General features: G+C 61.9%; 16 protein-coding genes. 12 read left to right on the top strand and 4 right to left on the bottom strand.

Annotation, left to right across the window (positions count from 1 at the left end; genetic code table 11):
* Positions 1-22 precede the first annotated feature (22 nt).
* Together RHM69_RS17070 and RHM69_RS17065 are read right to left on the bottom strand one after the other, a co-directional pair.
* On the bottom strand, positions 23-1,741 hold the full coding sequence (locus tag RHM69_RS17070; protein WP_019818759.1) for a C13 family peptidase: 1,719 nt from the start codon (positions 1,739-1,741) through the stop codon (positions 23-25).
* 163 nt (positions 1,742-1,904) lie between these two features.
* Complete coding sequence (locus RHM69_RS17065; protein ID WP_019818757.1) at positions 1,905-2,360, bottom strand: MaoC family dehydratase; 456 nt, start codon at positions 2,358-2,360, stop codon at positions 1,905-1,907.
* A gap of 184 nt (positions 2,361-2,544) precedes the next feature.
* On the opposite strand from RHM69_RS17065, the gene RHM69_RS17060 reads away from it, so the two are divergent.
* The 4 genes from RHM69_RS17060 (at position 2,545) to RHM69_RS17045 (ending at position 4,539) form a co-directional block, all read left to right on the top strand.
* On the top strand, positions 2,545-2,898 hold the full coding sequence (locus tag RHM69_RS17060) for a CidA/LrgA family protein (RefSeq protein WP_014720093.1): 354 nt from the start codon (positions 2,545-2,547) through the stop codon (positions 2,896-2,898).
* On the top strand, positions 2,895-3,611 hold the full coding sequence (locus RHM69_RS17055; RefSeq protein ID WP_014720092.1) for an LrgB family protein: 717 nt from the start codon (positions 2,895-2,897) through the stop codon (positions 3,609-3,611). The genes RHM69_RS17060 and RHM69_RS17055 overlap by 4 nt, the downstream gene beginning before the upstream one ends.
* A gap of 21 nt (positions 3,612-3,632) precedes the next feature.
* Positions 3,633-4,223, top strand: a complete 591-nt coding sequence (locus RHM69_RS17050) for an LON peptidase substrate-binding domain-containing protein (RefSeq protein ID WP_014720091.1) — start codon at positions 3,633-3,635, stop codon at positions 4,221-4,223.
* Positions 4,224-4,323: 100 nt separating this feature from the next.
* Positions 4,324-4,539 (top strand): hypothetical protein, encoded by a 216-nt coding sequence (locus tag RHM69_RS17045; protein ID WP_019818751.1) that lies wholly within the window; start codon positions 4,324-4,326, stop codon positions 4,537-4,539.
* On the opposite strand, the gene RHM69_RS17040 is transcribed toward RHM69_RS17045, so the two are convergent.
* Together RHM69_RS17040 and RHM69_RS17035 are read right to left on the bottom strand one after the other, a co-directional pair.
* A complete protein-coding gene (locus tag RHM69_RS17040) occupies positions 4,533-5,849 on the bottom strand; it encodes a bifunctional DedA family/phosphatase PAP2 family protein (RefSeq protein WP_019818749.1) in 1,317 nt (438 codons plus the stop codon). The genes RHM69_RS17045 and RHM69_RS17040 overlap by 7 nt on opposite strands.
* Before the next feature lie 156 nt (positions 5,850-6,005).
* Positions 6,006-6,689: a DNA-3-methyladenine glycosylase gene (locus RHM69_RS17035; RefSeq protein ID WP_003194484.1), complete on the bottom strand. Its 684-nt coding sequence runs from the start codon at positions 6,687-6,689 to the stop codon at positions 6,006-6,008.
* 175 nt (positions 6,690-6,864) lie between these two features.
* Here RHM69_RS17035 and RHM69_RS17030 point away from each other — a divergent pair, with 175 nt between their 5' ends.
* The 8 genes from RHM69_RS17030 (at position 6,865) to RHM69_RS16995 (ending at position 14,893) form a co-directional block, all read left to right on the top strand.
* Positions 6,865-8,130: a glutamate-5-semialdehyde dehydrogenase gene (locus tag RHM69_RS17030; RefSeq protein ID WP_003194482.1), complete on the top strand. Its 1,266-nt coding sequence runs from the start codon at positions 6,865-6,867 to the stop codon at positions 8,128-8,130.
* Positions 8,130-8,774: a nicotinate-nucleotide adenylyltransferase gene (gene nadD / locus RHM69_RS17025; RefSeq protein ID WP_003194480.1), complete on the top strand. Its 645-nt coding sequence runs from the start codon at positions 8,130-8,132 to the stop codon at positions 8,772-8,774. Before RHM69_RS17030 ends, nadD begins: the two co-directional genes overlap by 1 nt.
* A gap of 66 nt (positions 8,775-8,840) precedes the next feature.
* Entirely contained in the window at positions 8,841-9,335 is a 495-nt protein-coding gene (rsfS, locus tag RHM69_RS17020) for a ribosome silencing factor (protein WP_003176298.1), read from the top strand.
* 9 nt (positions 9,336-9,344) lie between these two features.
* On the top strand, positions 9,345-9,812 hold the full coding sequence (gene rlmH / locus RHM69_RS17015; protein WP_003176297.1) for a 23S rRNA (pseudouridine(1915)-N(3))-methyltransferase RlmH: 468 nt from the start codon (positions 9,345-9,347) through the stop codon (positions 9,810-9,812).
* A gap of 15 nt (positions 9,813-9,827) precedes the next feature.
* A complete protein-coding gene (gene mrdA, locus RHM69_RS17010; protein ID WP_014720086.1) occupies positions 9,828-11,726 on the top strand; it encodes a penicillin-binding protein 2 in 1,899 nt (632 codons plus the stop codon).
* A 31-nt stretch (positions 11,727-11,757) separates the two neighbouring features.
* Positions 11,758-12,861: a rod shape-determining protein RodA gene (gene rodA, locus RHM69_RS17005; RefSeq protein WP_044268991.1), complete on the top strand. Its 1,104-nt coding sequence runs from the start codon at positions 11,758-11,760 to the stop codon at positions 12,859-12,861.
* Between the two features lie 17 nt (positions 12,862-12,878).
* Entirely contained in the window at positions 12,879-13,889 is a 1,011-nt protein-coding gene (gene mltB / locus RHM69_RS17000; RefSeq protein WP_020301955.1) for a lytic murein transglycosylase B, read from the top strand.
* The gene (locus tag RHM69_RS16995; protein WP_200600682.1) at positions 13,889-14,893 is read left to right on the top strand and encodes a septal ring lytic transglycosylase RlpA family protein; all 1,005 of its coding nucleotides are present in this window, start codon (positions 13,889-13,891) and stop codon (positions 14,891-14,893) included. Before mltB ends, RHM69_RS16995 begins: the two co-directional genes overlap by 1 nt.
* Positions 14,894-14,968: the final 75 nt, after the last annotated feature.

The following is a 14,968-nucleotide window of genomic DNA, read 5'->3' as shown; positions in this document are numbered from 1 at the left end:
CCCCCTTGTTACACGTTACAGCTTAGTTGCCTTTGGCTTCCTTGCTATTCATTGAGACGCTTTCGAGCGCCTTTCGTGCCTGCTGTTTACGTAATAATTGCCAATGGGCGATCACGCCCTTAGGCGCCCAGATCTGCGGTTCGGAGGCTTCAAAATTGTCCGCCTGTTCGCGTTCGGCCACGTGCAGTTGTGCCAGTTTGAAGGCGTGTTGCAAATCATCCGTTTGGTTGAAAGCCTGTGCGAAAAGCGCATCACCGAAGTAGGTGAAGTCTGCTTCTTCCGAGCAGCCGAACGACACGCGGTCCGCGCGGGAGGCGGTCATGATCAGGGTGCGCTCATCTTTGAGCGCCGGTATGAAGCCGCCGGAATAACATGCGGAGATCACGATGACCTTGTCGCGGTTTTTCAGCGGTGCGAGCACGGCGGCCAGCTCGTCGGCGGGCAGGTCGGCCAGTTCCATGCGCGGTTGGTCGAGCACCAGCTCATGCTCATGGGTGCCATGGCTGGTCAGGTAAATGAACACCAGGTCTTCCGGCCCGGTCCGTTCGGCCAGGGTTTGTACCGAGCGGCGCAGGCTTTCGCGGGTGGCCAGGGGGCGGTCGGCGATATGGTCGCGGTGGTTGACCAGGCGCACTTGCCCGCGCGCGCCGAAGCGGGTGGCGAGCAGGTTGCTGACGTAATCGGCTTCGCGCAGGAACACGCTTTGTTTGCCGTCACCGGCCAGCACCAGGGTGTACAGCTCCACCGCCGGGGTGGACGCGGGCACGGTCGCCAGGGCGTCATCAAGCAAGCGGCCTTGGGCCAGTATGCCGGTCTCCAGTGGGTCGGGCAGCAGCTTGCCCTCGGCGTCGCGTACGCGCAGGCCATTGACCCAGGTGCCGGACTGCACGGTGCCGTCGGTGAGGACCAGGGTGCCACGGCCTTGATAGTTGTCACTGTCAAAGCCACCGATATAGAAACTGCCATCGGTGAGGTTCAGACGCCCTTCGCCGGTAAAGCGCCAGTCACTGAACTGGCCGACGTAGTGACTGCCATCAACCCCGATCAGTTCGCCTTTGCCGGTCAGCGCGCCCTCCTTGAACTGGCCGATCCATACATCGCCGTCGGCGTTCTCGTAGCGGCCTTTACCGTTGAGCTGGTTCTGCTTGAATTGGCCGACATAGATATCGCCCTCGGCGCTATTAAAGGTGCCATTGCCTTCCAGTTGGCCATCGACAAAGCGGCCGCTGAACTGGTTGCCGCTGTCGTCATTGCGCTGGCCTTCGCCATTGGGCTTGCCGTGGGCGAACTGGCCCTGATACTGGCTGCCGTCGGCCAGTTCCAGGCGGCCGAGGCCTGAATACTGGTCGTCCTGGAATTCGCCGCGATAGGTCATCTGCCCCTCTTTGAGGGTGCCTTCGCCGTTGCGTCGACCATTCTTGAAGCCGCCCACGTAGCTGCTGCCCGACGTGGTCAGGCTGCCCTGGCCGTCAAACAGGCCCTGTTTGAATTCGCCTTTATAGACTTCGCCATTGCTGCCATGCCATTCGCCCTGGCCGTGCCACTGGCCTTTGTCGAACTGGCCGGCGTACCAACTGCCATTGGGGTAGTCCACACGGCCTTGGCCTTGCAGCAAACCGTTGACCACATCGCCACGGTAGCGGCCGCCATCGGGCAGGCGCGCATCGGGCGGCAACAGCGATTCGCCGTCTCCGCAAGCGGTGAGCAACAGGGCAAGGGCAAGGGGAGCGAGTGGGCGCATAGCGGGATCCGGATAATTGAGCGCCGAGTATGCCGTAGCCGGGGTGCCGAACCTAGTGGTCTATGCGCAGGATCTACCACCTGTAGGAGCGGGCTTGCCCGCGAAAAACTCACAGGCACCGCATTTATTCAGCAAGCTCGCTCCTACAGAGCAGGTGTGGTGATTATACGAAGCAGAGTGACAGCGACTCGGCAATATAGGCCGGCTTCTCCTGACCTTCGATTTCCAGGGTGGCGGTGGCCTTGAACAGCCATTGGCCCGGTTTTTTCTCGGTGACGTCAGTGAGGGTGACGTTCAGCCGCACCTTGGAGTTCACCTTCACCGGCTGGATAAAGCGCACGCTGTCCAGGCCGTAGTTGACGGCCATTTTCAAGCCTTCGGGCATGATCAGGATGTCTTCCATCAACTTGGGCATCAGCGACAGCGACAGGAACCCATGGGCAATGGTGCTGCCGAACGGGGTTTGCGCCGCCTTGATCGGGTCGACGTGGATGAACTGATGATCGCCGGTGGCTTCCGCGAAGAGGTTGATACGCGCCTGGTCGATGATGAGCCATTCGGAACGTCCCAGTTCCTTGCCGACGTAATCTTTGAGCTGCGCTACGGGTACATAGGGCATTGCGTCTCTCCTTGGTTCATCACTTATGTGCCCGTTGATAAGGGGCGTTTTTTTTGGTTGCAGAGAACCACTGTAGATCATCACGGGCAATCAGCCCGGTCAACCCAACATGCTTTTGGCGAATGCCGGAGCATAGGGCGGGCGTGCTTATAATGCGCGCGGGATTTGAGGGGGAGAGAGCGGGATGCTGTTACGTGGCCTGACCTGGCTGGTGCTGTTTCAACTGATCGGCACCGCGATCAATCATTTGCTGGTGCCGGTGCTGCCTGGGCCAATCATCGGCTTGTTGCTGATGCTGGGCTTTCTGGTCTGGCGCGGTGAAGTCGGCGAGCCCCTGAGCCTGGCGGCCGGCAGCCTGTTGCGTTACCTGCCGCTGCTGCTGGTGCCGCCGGCCGTGGGGGTAATGGTGTACGCCAAGGACATTGTGGCGGATTTTTGGGCCATCGTCGGGGCGTTGGTGCTGTCGCTGGTGGTTGCCATGGGCTTTGTCGGCGTGCTGATGCAGCAGATGGTCAAGCGCAAGGAGAAGGACCAATGATCCTCGACTGGCAGGGCGCCTGGACGGCGGTCATTCATCACCCGTTGTTCGGTATCGGTATCACCCTGGGCGCCTATCAGCTGGTGCTGGCGGGGTTCGAGAAAACCCGCTGGATCTTCCTGCAGCCGGTGCTGGTGTCGATGTTGCTGGTGATCGGCGTGCTGCTCACCTGCGGGCTGAGCTACGCCGAATACCGCGAGAGCACCGAGATCATGGGCATCCTGCTGGGGCCTGCGACCGTGGCCCTGGCGGTGCCGCTTTATCTGAACCTGCGACGGATTCGCCAATTGTTCTGGCCGATTTTTACTACGCTGGTGGTAGGCGGGGTATTGGCCACTGGTCTTTGTGTGGCGTTGGGGTGGTGGTTCGGGGCTGAACACCGGGTGCTGATGACCATGGCGCCCAAGTCGGTGACCTCGCCGATTGCCATGCTGGTGGCCGAGCAGATCGGCGGCGTAGCGGCCTTGGCGGCGGTGTTCGTGTTGATCACTGGGGTGGTCGGCGCGATGATCGGCCCAGCGCTCTTGTCACGGCTGGGAGTGCGCAGCCCCGAAGCGCGCGGCATGGCTTTGGGCATGACCGCCCACGCCGTCGGCACTTCGGTGGCCCTGCAGGAAAGCGAAGAATGCGGCGCCTTCGCGGCGCTGGCCATGAGTTTGATGGGCGTGGCCACGGCGGTGTTCCTACCGTTGGCGGTGTCGGTCATTGTTTAACCCAGGTTTAAGGAAACCGTTATGAGTCTGGCGCTATTCCCCCTCAACACTGTGCTGTTCCCGGGCTGCATCCTCGACTTGCAGATATTTGAGGCGCGCTACCTGGACATGATCGGCCGTTGCATGAAAAAGGGCGAAGGCTTTGGTGTGGTGTGCATCCTGGATGGCTCAGAGGTGGGCGCGGCCCCTGACGGCTATGCGCTTGTCGGTTGTGAAGCGCTGATTCGTGACTTCAAGCAGCAGGATAACGGCCTGCTGGGCATTCGCGTCGAAGGTGGCCGTCGATTCCGCGTGCGTGAGGCCGACGTGCAGAAAGACCAATTGCTGGTGGCCCAAGTGCAGTGGTTGCAAGAGTTGCCGGACCCGCCGCTGGGCGAAGAGGACGCCGACTTGCTGGCGTTGCTTGAGGCCCTGGCCGAGCACCCGATGGTGGCCTCGCTGGACATGGGCGGCCACGCCGAAGGCCAGCAAGCCCTGGGCAATCAATTGGCCTATCTGTTGCCGTTTACCGAAGCCGACAAGATCGACTTGCTGCAACTGGACGACCCACAGCAACGGCTGGATGCGATCCAGATGTTGCTCGATGAACTGCAGGGCGAGCTGTTCACCTGAGGTTCGGATTTGCCTGACAGCGCTTTCAGACTTTGCTCGGTCGTCTCCACGGTGTCGCCTGCACTATTTTCCGATCACACAACAATGATCGGAGATAACCATGATTCGGCTGACACCCTCGGAACAAGTCGCGTGGGACGCTTATTTTGTCAGCGTGACCACGCAGTTACTCCAGCAGCAAGCCACGCGGGGCGCGGAGTACATTGCCGAGCGCGCCGCCGAAGTGGCTGATGAGATGTTACTGGAGCGCCGCGAACGTTGCGTTGAACGGCGCAGCGCCTCCGTGGACTGGATCGGCCCGGCCAAGGGTCAGTAGGCGTACCTGAGCAGGGCGTGGGGCGTGCCGGTAAAGGCGATAAAACCGAGCACGGCCACCACGGCGGGCAGCACCAGCCACCAGGCTTTTTGCGACATGGCTGGCAATGGGCTGCGGTACTGGATGGCCGTCAGGCTGAACGCACACACGGTCATCGCCAGCAACGTGCCGGCCAGGATGTCCGTCGGCCAGTGGGCGCCCAGGTACACCCGTGACAAGGCAATGAACGCCGCCGGAATGCAGCCCAGCAGCATCCAGGTCAGGCGCAGCCGCGTGGGTTGACCGCGACCGGCCAATACCGCGAGCGCCAGGAAGAAGGCAAAGGCACCGGAGGCATGGCCGCTGGGCATGCTGAAGCTGGTCAGCGGGTCGGTGAGGATTTCCGGGCGGCCCCGGGCGAAAAACAGCTTGGTGCCGGTGTTGATCACTGCCGCGCCAGCGAGGGTGGCGCCGACAAACACCGCGTGGCGCCACTGCCGTGCCAACAGCAACAGGCCAGTGAACACCGCGCTGGCGAAGAACATCTTCTTGAACTCACCCAGTTGGGTGACCCGTACCATCACTTCGTCCAGCCACGGGCTGCGATGCTCTTGCACCAGGGCGCTCAGGCCCTGGTCGAAGTCATTGAGGTGGGGATAGCCGATAAACAACGCGATCAACAACACCAGGCTGGCGCAACCGATCCACAAGGTGGCGCGCCGATGCCCGCGCCAACTGCTGTTCAAACTCAGCCCCAGCAGCACCGCCAGGCACGCCGCGATAATCGCCGCTTCCGGCCAGAAGCCTTCCGGCAACGGCAGGCGGAACGCGGCGCCGGCAGCCCAGCCCGGCAGCAGATAGGCCACGGTCCAACCCGCTGCGGCAATGATGCTCACAGCGGCAAAGCGCGGGAAGGGCATGTCGCACATGCCGGCGACCATGGGCAGCATGGGACGCAATGGGCCGATGAAACGCCCGACCAACAGGCTGGCGATTCCGTACTTGTGGAAGTAGGTTTCTGCACCGTTCATCCATTCAGGATGCTGGCGCAGGCCGGGCAGGCGCCGGATGTTCTGATGGAAATGGCGGCCCAGGTAATAGGAAACGCCGTCGCCCAATAAACCGCCGAGGAAGCCCAGCAGTAGGGTTTCACTCAAAGGCAGCGCACCGCTGCCAGCCAACGCGGCGATTGCAAACAGCAATACCGTGCCTGGCACGATCAACCCGGCAATCGCCAGACACTCCACACACGCGACAATAAACACCGCCGCTGCCAGCCATTGTGGGTTGAGGGTCAACCAGCCGGTGATGCTATCGAGCCATTGGCCCATACAATCCACTCCATGCATACAAAACAGAATTTGAGGCGGTGAAATTCAACTGTGGGAGCTGGCTTGCCTGCGATGGCTGCGGCATGGCCAGCATTGAAGTTGCCTGGCCCACTGCTATCGCAGGCAAGCCAGCTCCCACATGGGATGTGTCGCGCGTTAAATCAAAAAATAATCCCGGCCTTCGACCTGCCCCCGACGCATCGGGTTCCGCGTGCAATAAGGCGCATAGCCAGCATCGACGAAGCGGTACATCAAGTGTTCATCGCGCCCGCTGGGGATACCCAGGCGCGTGGTCTGGATAATCTGCGTGGGCACCTGGCCCACGTCTTCGACATACAGCAGTTCCTGATCGAAGCGCTTGGCGTCCCACATCGGCACTTTCAGGCCCAGGGCCTTGCACAGCAGCGTCTGGCCCGCACAGAGTTTCTGCGAGGGGCGTGGGCTGCCATCGGGGTTGGGGTTGTTCAACAGCATCTGCGCCAGGCTCGCCGCGCCGGAAATGTCGTCGACCCAGGGATAGGCCGATTTGATCAGCACGGCATTGCCCGGGCCGTGAGCGCTGAAGTTCAACGAATCACCGCCACGGGCGTAGTACATGTAGATATGGCCACCATCCAGAAACAAAGCCTTACGCTTTTCTGTGTAGCCGAGTGAGGCGTGGCTGCCTTTTTCGGCCACGTAATAGGCTTCGGTTTCAATAATTCGCGCCGAAAGCCAGAGATCGCCCACACGATGACGAATGACTTTTCCGAGTAATTCGCGCGCAAGCAGTTGGGCATCGCGGTCGAAGAAGCTATCGGGCAGGGGGCTGGCGGGAAGTTGGGGCGAAAAATCGGGCATGGCGGTCAAGGGTTGATACGGCTAAATGTGACCGAATCATAACAACTCTCAGCTTAATTACGCCTGAACCTGGGGTTTTTACAGTTCATTTCGACCATCCGCCCCTCACCGCTGTCAGTCGGGCGGCGTCACAGCTATAATCTGCCGCTTTCCTCTTTGCCAAGACTCCCTGACCATGACTGAGTCCGTTCTTGACTACATGACCCGCCTGGGTCGCGCTGCCCGGCAGGCCTCGCGGTTGATCGCCCGTGCGAGCACCGCGCAGAAGAACCGTGCGCTGCTGGCGGCTGCGGATGCTCTGGATGCTTCGCGCTCCGAGCTGACCGCCGCCAACGAACTGGACCTGGCCAATGGGCGCGCCAATGGCCTGGAGCCAGCCCTTTTGGACCGCCTGGCGCTGACCCCGGCACGTATTGACGACATGATCGAAGGCCTGCGTCAGGTGGCCAAGCTGCCTGACCCCATCGGTGAAATTCGCGACATGCGTTACCTGCCGTCCGGCATCCAGGTGGGCAAGATGCGCGTGCCCCTGGGCGTGATCGGCATTATCTATGAGTCGCGCCCGAACGTGACCATCGACGCCGCGAGCCTGTGCCTCAAGTCAGGCAACGCTACCATCCTGCGTGGCGGTTCCGAGGCGATCAACTCCAACCGCGCCATCGCCGCCTGCATCCAGCAGGGCTTGGCCGTGGCCGAGTTGCCAGCCGAAGTGGTGCAAGTGGTGGAAACCACCGACCGTGCCGCCGTGGGCGCGCTGATTACCATGCCGGAATTCGTCGACGTGATTGTGCCTCGTGGTGGCAAGAGCCTGATCGAGCGCGTCAGCCGCGATGCCAAGGTGCCAGTTATCAAGCACCTGGACGGCGTCTGCCATGTGTTCATCGACATCGCCGCCGACCTCGACAAGGCGATCCGCATTGCCGACAACGCCAAGACTCACCGCTACGCGCCGTGCAACACCATGGAAACCCTGCTGGTGCACGTCGGCATTGCCGAGCGCGTGCTGCCGCCGCTGGCCGCCATCTACCGTGACAAGTCGGTAGAACTGCGCGGTTGCGAGCGCACCCGTGCGCTGCTGGGCGCGGACGTCATCGAGGCGACCGAGCAGGACTGGTACACCGAGTACACGGCCCCGATCCTGTCGATCCGCATCGTCGACGACCTGGACCAGGCCATCGAACACATCAATACCTATGGCTCCAAGCACACCGACGCCATCGTTTCCGAGCATTTCAGCGATGCCCGGCGTTTCCTCAACGAAGTGGATTCCGCTTCGGTGATGGTCAACGCCTCGACGCGTTTTGCCGACGGCTTCGAGTACGGCCTGGGGGCGGAGATCGGTATTTCCACCGACAAGCTCCACGCACGCGGCCCGGTGGGCCTCGAAGGGCTGACCAGCGAGAAGTACGTGGTGTTTGGCGACGGTCATGTGCGCACTTGATGACTAAACGCATCGGGCTGCTCGGCGGTACTTTCGACCCCGTGCACATCGGCCATTTGCGCAGTGCCCTGGAAGTTGCGGATGCCCTTGCGCTGGATGAGCTGCGCCTGCTGCCCAATTTTCGGCCGCCCCATCGCGACACGCCGCAGGTGGCCGCAGAACAACGCCTGGAAATGGTGCGTGTTGCCGTAGAAGGTATATCGCCGCTGGTGGTGGACGATCGCGAACTCAAGCGCGATAAACCGTCCTACACTATCGACACCCTGGAGCTGATGCGCGCCGAATTGGCCGCAGATGACCCACTGTTTCTGCTTTTGGGCTGGGACGCATTTTGCGGCCTGCCCTCTTGGCACCGCTGGGAGGAACTCCTCCAGCATTGCCACATCCTGGTTTTGCAACGCCCGGATGCCGACAGCGAACCGCCGGATGCCTTGCGCAACCTGCTGGCCGCGCGGTCGGTAAGTGACCCCTTGGCCCTGACCGGGCCGAACGGGAATATTGCATTCGTCTGGCAGACCCCGCTTGCGGTGTCCGCCACCCAGATCCGTCAACTGCTGGCCAGCGGGAAGTCGGTACGTTTCCTGGTGCCTGACGCGGTCCTGGCCTACATCGATGCGCACGGGCTTTACCGTGCGTCGAACTGAAAAGGCGCGCTTGAACGCACGAACCGTGCAGCAAGCGCCCGAACATACGAGCAAAACGAGTTTTATATGACGAACAAAGACGTAAGCAAAGTTAAGCGCAAAGGCACCTTCAAAAGCGCGCCGCTGCCGGTTGAAGCCCATGTTGGCCCGGAACTGGCTGGCGAAGAGCTGGTGAAAGTCGCCGTGGCTGCCCTGGAGGACGTTAAAGCCCAGGACATCCAGGTGCTGGACGTGCGCGACAAGCAGAGCATCACCGACTTCATGATCATCGCCACCGGTACCTCCAACCGCCAGATCGGCGCGATGCTGGACAAGGTTCGCGAAGCCGTCAAAGCCCAGGGCGTCAAGCCACTGGGTGAAGAAGGCAAGGGCGACAGCGACTGGGTGCTGCTGGACATGGACGATGTGATCGTTCACATGATGACCTCCAACGCTCGCCAGTTCTACGACCTGGAGCGTCTGTGGAAAGGCGCCGAGCAGAGCCGTGCTGCCGATGGCAAGCACCACAGCCCGGAAGTGGGTCACGCGCACTTCGACAAGCTCAACAAAGACCAGGAATAAGGAACGGCTGTGCGCCTGCGTCTGATCGCTGTCGGTTCACGCATGCCCAAGTGGGTGGAAGAAGGCTGGCACGAATATGCCAAGCGTCTGCCCGCTGAGCTGTCGCTTGAGCTGGTGGAAATACCGCTCAATACCCGGGGCAAGAACGCCGACGTGGCGCGCTTTATCCGTCAGGAAGGCGAAGCCATGCTGGCCAAGGTCGGCCCCAATGAGCGCATCGTCACCCTTGAAGTGCACGGCAAGCCCTGGAGCACCGAGCAACTGGCGGTGGAACTGGATCGCTGGCGCCTGGATTCGCGCACGGTCAATTTCATGGTCGGCGGCCCGGAAGGGCTGGCGCCGGAAGTCTGTGCGCGGGCCGATCAGCGCTGGTCGCTGTCGGCGCTGACATTGCCACACCCGTTGGTAAGGATTCTGATCGGTGAACAGCTGTATCGCGCCTGGACAGTCCTGTCCGGGCACCCTTACCACAAATAGTCTGCGCCGCCCCCGATGACCCAGCCGATCCGCATCAAGGACCACGAGAAAGACGCACGTCTGGTACGCGCGCGGGTGGTGTTCGGTGCTGTCTTGGTGGTGGTGCTGATGTGCGTGCTGATTGCGCGGCTGTATTTCCTCCAGGTGATCCAGTACGACTATCACTCCACGCTGTCGGAAAACAACCGGGTGCATGTGCAGCCGATTCCCCCGACCCGTGGGCTGATTTTCGACCGCAATGGCGTAGTGGTTGCCGATAACCGGCCCAGCTTCAGCCTGAGCATGACCCGTGAACGCTCCGGCGATTGGAAGCAGGTCCTCGATGTCATCGTCGAGGTGCTGCAACTGACGCCGGAAGACCGGGCCGTCTTCGAGAAGCGCATGCGGCAGGGGCGCCGGCCTTTCGAGCCGGTGCCGATCCTGTTCGAGCTGACCGAAGAGCAGATCGCCCGGATTGCGGTGAACCAGTTCCGCCTGCCGGGTGTGGAAGTGGTGGCGCAGTTGGTGCGGCATTACCCGCAAGGGCCGCACTTTGCCCACTCCGTTGGCTACATGGGGCGGATCAACGAGAAAGAGCTGAAAACCCTCGACCCGATCAACTACAGCGGCACCCACCATATCGGCAAAACCGGCATCGAGCGTTTCTACGAGGCCGAGTTGCATGGCCAGGTAGGTAACGAGGAAGTCGAGACCAATGCGCGTGGCCGCGTATTGCGCGTGCTCAAGCGCACCGATCCGGTACCGGGCAAGGACATTGTCCTGAGCCTGGACATCAAGTTGCAGGAAGCTGCCGAGATGGCCCTGGGCGGTCGGCGAGGTGCCGTAGTGGCGCTGGACCCGAAGACTGGCGAAGTGCTGGCGATGGTCAGCCAGCCCAGCTTCGACCCCAACCCGTTTGTGACTGGCATCAGCTTCAAGGCCTACGCCGAGCTGCGTGACTCCATCGACCGGCCACTGTTCAACCGTGTGTTGCGCGGCCTGTACCCCCCGGGCTCGACCATCAAGCCGGCGGTGGCGATTGCCGGCCTGGATGCTGGTGTGGTCACGGCCTCAAGCCGGGTGTACGACCCTGGCTACTACATGCTGCCCAACTACGACCACAAGTACCGTAACTGGAACCGCTCCGGTGACGGCTATGTCGATTTGGACACCGCGATTATGCGCTCCAACGACACCTATTTTTACGACCTGGCCCACAAGCTGGGGATTGATCGGCTATCTGCCTACATGGGCAAGTTCGGCCTCGGTCAGAAAGTATCCTTGGACATGTTCGAAGAATCCCCTGGCCTGATGCCATCGCGGGAGTGGAAGCGTGCGACCCGCCGCCAGGCGTGGTTCCCTGGCGAAACCCTGATCCTGGGTATCGGCCAGGGCTATATGCAAGCCACTCCGCTGCAACTGGCCCAGGCCACGGCGCTGGTGGCGAACAAAGGCGTGTGGAACCGACCGCATCTGGCCAGGACCATCGAAGGCGAAAAGCCGGTGGACGACAACCCGATTCCGGACATCGTGCTGCGTGACCCGTCCGACTGGACCAAGGTCAACCACGGCATGCAGCAGGTGATGCACGGCGCTCGCGGCACCGCGCGCAAGGCGGCGGTCGGCGCGCAGTACCGCATTGCCGGCAAGAGTGGTACGGCCCAGGTGGTCGCAATCAAGCAGGGCGAAAAGTATGACCGCTCCAAGGTGCAGGAGCGCCACCGCGACCACGCCTTGTTTGTCGGCTTTGCGCCGGCGGAAGACCCGAAAATCGTGGTGGCAGTGATGGTCGAGAACGGCGAGTCCGGCTCCGGCGTCGCGGCCCCAGTGGTACGCCAGGTGATGGACGCCTGGCTGCTGGCCGACGATGGCCGGCTCAAGCCCGAGTATGGCGGCCCCCCTTCAAGCCCCGAGGTTACGGCCCGTGAAGAGTAATTTTGACCGCATCCTCTCCAGCGAAGATGTGATGCGTCGCCGTGCGACGTTGCTGCAACGCATGCACATTGATGGCCCCTTGCTGATCCTGCTGCTGACCCTGGCGGCCGGCAGCCTTTTTGTACTGTATTCGGCCAGCGGCAAGAACTGGGACTTGCTGATCAAGCAGGCGTCCTCGTTTGGCCTGGGCCTGCTGTCGATGGTGGTGATCGCCCAGTTGGAGCCGCGCTTCATGGCACGCTGGGTGCCCTTGGGGTATGTCGCCGGCGTGTTGCTGCTGGTGGTGGTGGACGTCATGGGCCACAACGCCATGGGGGCCACACGCTGGATCAACATCCCCGGGGTGATTCGCTTCCAGCCGTCGGAATTCATGAAGATCCTGATGCCGGCCACTATTGCCTGGTACCTGTCCAAGCGCACCTTGCCGCCGCAGCTCAAGCACGTGGCGATCAGCCTGATCCTGATTGGCGTGCCCTTTGTGCTGATCGTGCGCCAGCCGGACCTTGGCACCTCGTTGCTGATCCTCGCCGGTGGCGCGTTCGTACTGTTCATGGGCGGATTGCGCTGGCGCTGGATCCTCAGCGTGCTGGCCGCCGCCGTGCCCGTGGCGGTGGCCATGTGGTTCTTCTTTATGCACGACTACCAGAAGCAACGGATCCTGACGTTCCTCGACCCGGAGAGCGACCCGCTGGGCACCGGCTGGAACATCATCCAATCCAAGGCGGCCATCGGTTCCGGCGGGGTATTTGGCAAGGGGTGGTTGCTGGGCACCCAGTCTCACCTGGACTTCCTGCCCGAGAGCCATACCGACTTCATCATCGCGGTGATGGGCGAAGAGTTCGGCCTGGTGGGCATTTGCGCATTGTTGCTGATCTATCTGCTGTTGATTGGTCGCGGCCTGGTGATCACGGCCCAGGCGCAGACGCTGTTCGGCAAATTGCTCGCCGGCAGCCTGACCATGACTTTTTTTGTTTACGTTTTCGTCAACATCGGTATGGTCAGTGGCCTGCTGCCGGTGGTTGGGGTGCCGTTGCCATTCATTAGCTACGGCGGAACTTCGCTGGTGACATTGCTGTCAGCGTTTGGGGTTTTGATGTCGATTCATACGCATCGCAAGTGGATCGCACAGGTTTGAATAAGGTGAAGATGTCAATGCAAGTAATGCGCGGCTGGGCGACTCGGCATGCGACCTGGATGGGCCTGATCGGGCTGCTGGGGGCAACGCAAGAGGCGCAGGCCGGTGACTACGATGGCTCTCCCCAGGTTGCCGAATTTGTCGGTGAGCTGACCCGCGACTACGGTTTTGCCGGTGAGCAACTGATGGGCGTGTTCCGCGAAGCCCAGAAAAAGCAGGCGATCCTCGACGCCATTTCCCGGCCCGCCGAACGCGTCAAGCAGTGGAAGGACTATCGCCCGATGTTCCTCACTGATGCACGCATCGCCCGCGGCGTGGATTTCTGGCGCCAGCACGAGGCGGTACTGGCCCGCGCCGAGCAAGAGTACGGCGTGCCGGCGCAGGTGATCGTCTCGATCATCGGCATCGAAACCTTTTACGGGCGCAATACCGGCAGCTACCGGGTGATCGACGCCTTGTCGACCCTGGGCTTCGATTACCCGCCCCGTGCCGAATTCTTCCGCAAGGAACTGCGCGAATTCCTGTTGCTGGCCCGCGAAGAGCAGGTCGACCCGCTGAGCCTCAAGGGCTCCTACGCCGGGGCGATGGGCTTGCCGCAGTTCATGCCGAGCAGCTTTCGGGCCTACGCGGTGGATTTCGACGGTGACGGGCACATCAATATCTGGAGCAACCCCGACGATGCCATCGGCAGCGTGGCCAGCTACTTCAAGCGCCACGGCTGGGTGGGCGGCGAGCCGGTGGTTATCCGCGCCGATGTCGCGGGCGAGCACGCCGACGAGGGCCTGACCCAAGGTATCGAACCGGTCAAGACCGTCGGGGAGTTGCGAGCGCTGGGCTGGTCGAGTCAGAATGCGCCACGCGACGACATGCCGGTGACGGCATTCCGCCTGGAAGGCGCAAATGGCCCTGAATACTGGATGGGCCTGAAGAATTTCTACGCAATCACGCGTTATAACCGCAGTGTGATGTACGCCATGGCCGTGCATCAGCTGTCAGATGAGCTGGTTCAAGCACGGGGCAACAAGTAATGCGGGTATCGCCGTTCAAAAAACCGCTCAAGCTGGTGGCGTTCGCCGCGTTGTCCTTGTTGGTAGCCAGTTGCTCCACCACGCCTAGCCGTGCGCCGGCCAAGAAGGCCGGCGGCGCGGTCGTGCGCGCCCAGCCGGGCCTGGACATCAACCGCGCGCACAAAGACGGCGCGCCGTGGTGGGATGTGGATGTGTCGAAAATCCCGGACGCCACGCCGACCCTGCACACCGGCCCCTACAAGGCCAACCCCTATACCGTGCTGGGCAAGAATTACTTCCCGCTGCAGGAGTCCAAGACTTACGTGCAGTCGGGCACCGCGTCCTGGTACGGCACCAAGTTCCATGGCCAGAACACCGCCAACGGCGAAGTGTATGACCTGTATGGCATGAGCGCGGCCCACAAGACCCTGCCGCTGCCCAGCTATGTTCGCGTCACCAACCTGGACAACAACCGCACGGTGATCCTGCGGGTCAATGACCGCGGGCCGTTCTATTCGGACCGGATCATCGACCTGTCCTACGCCGCCGCCAAGAAGCTTGGCTACGCCGAAACCGGCACCGCCCGGGTGAAAGTCGAAGGCATCGACCCGGCGCAGTACTGGGCCCAGCGCGGCAAGCCGGCGCCGTTGATGCTCAACGAACCGGCTACCCCGCAACCGCAAGTGACGGCCTCGACCGGCAAGATCGAGCAGTGGACGCCGCCGCCGGCGCAACATGCTCCGGATACCGTCGTCGTCCCTCACGCGGCACCGGGCGCCTCGATGGCGGGCGGGCAATACCTGCAGGTCGGCGCTTTCGCCAACCCGGATGCGGCAGAACTGTTAAGGTCCAAGCTCAGCGGTATGGTCAGTGCGCCAGTCTTCATCAGCTCCATCGTGCGTAACCAGCAAACGTTGCACCGTGTGCGCATGGGCCCGATCGGCTCGCCGAGCGAAGTGGCGCAAGTGCAGAACAGCGTACGCCTGGCCAACCTGGGGCAACCTAGCGTGGTCACCGCAGAATAAGTAACGCATTGATGGCTCGGGGGCGTCTGCGTGCCCGAGCCCTGGTTGTTGGCTCGTTGAACAATAAAAACCCAG

It is taken from the genome of Pseudomonas sp. CCI1.1 (assembly GCF_034348165.1).
Classification (GTDB): Bacteria; Pseudomonadota; Gammaproteobacteria; order Pseudomonadales; family Pseudomonadaceae; genus Aquipseudomonas; species Aquipseudomonas paracarnis.
This window is presented reverse-complemented; position numbering and strand designations above follow the sequence as displayed.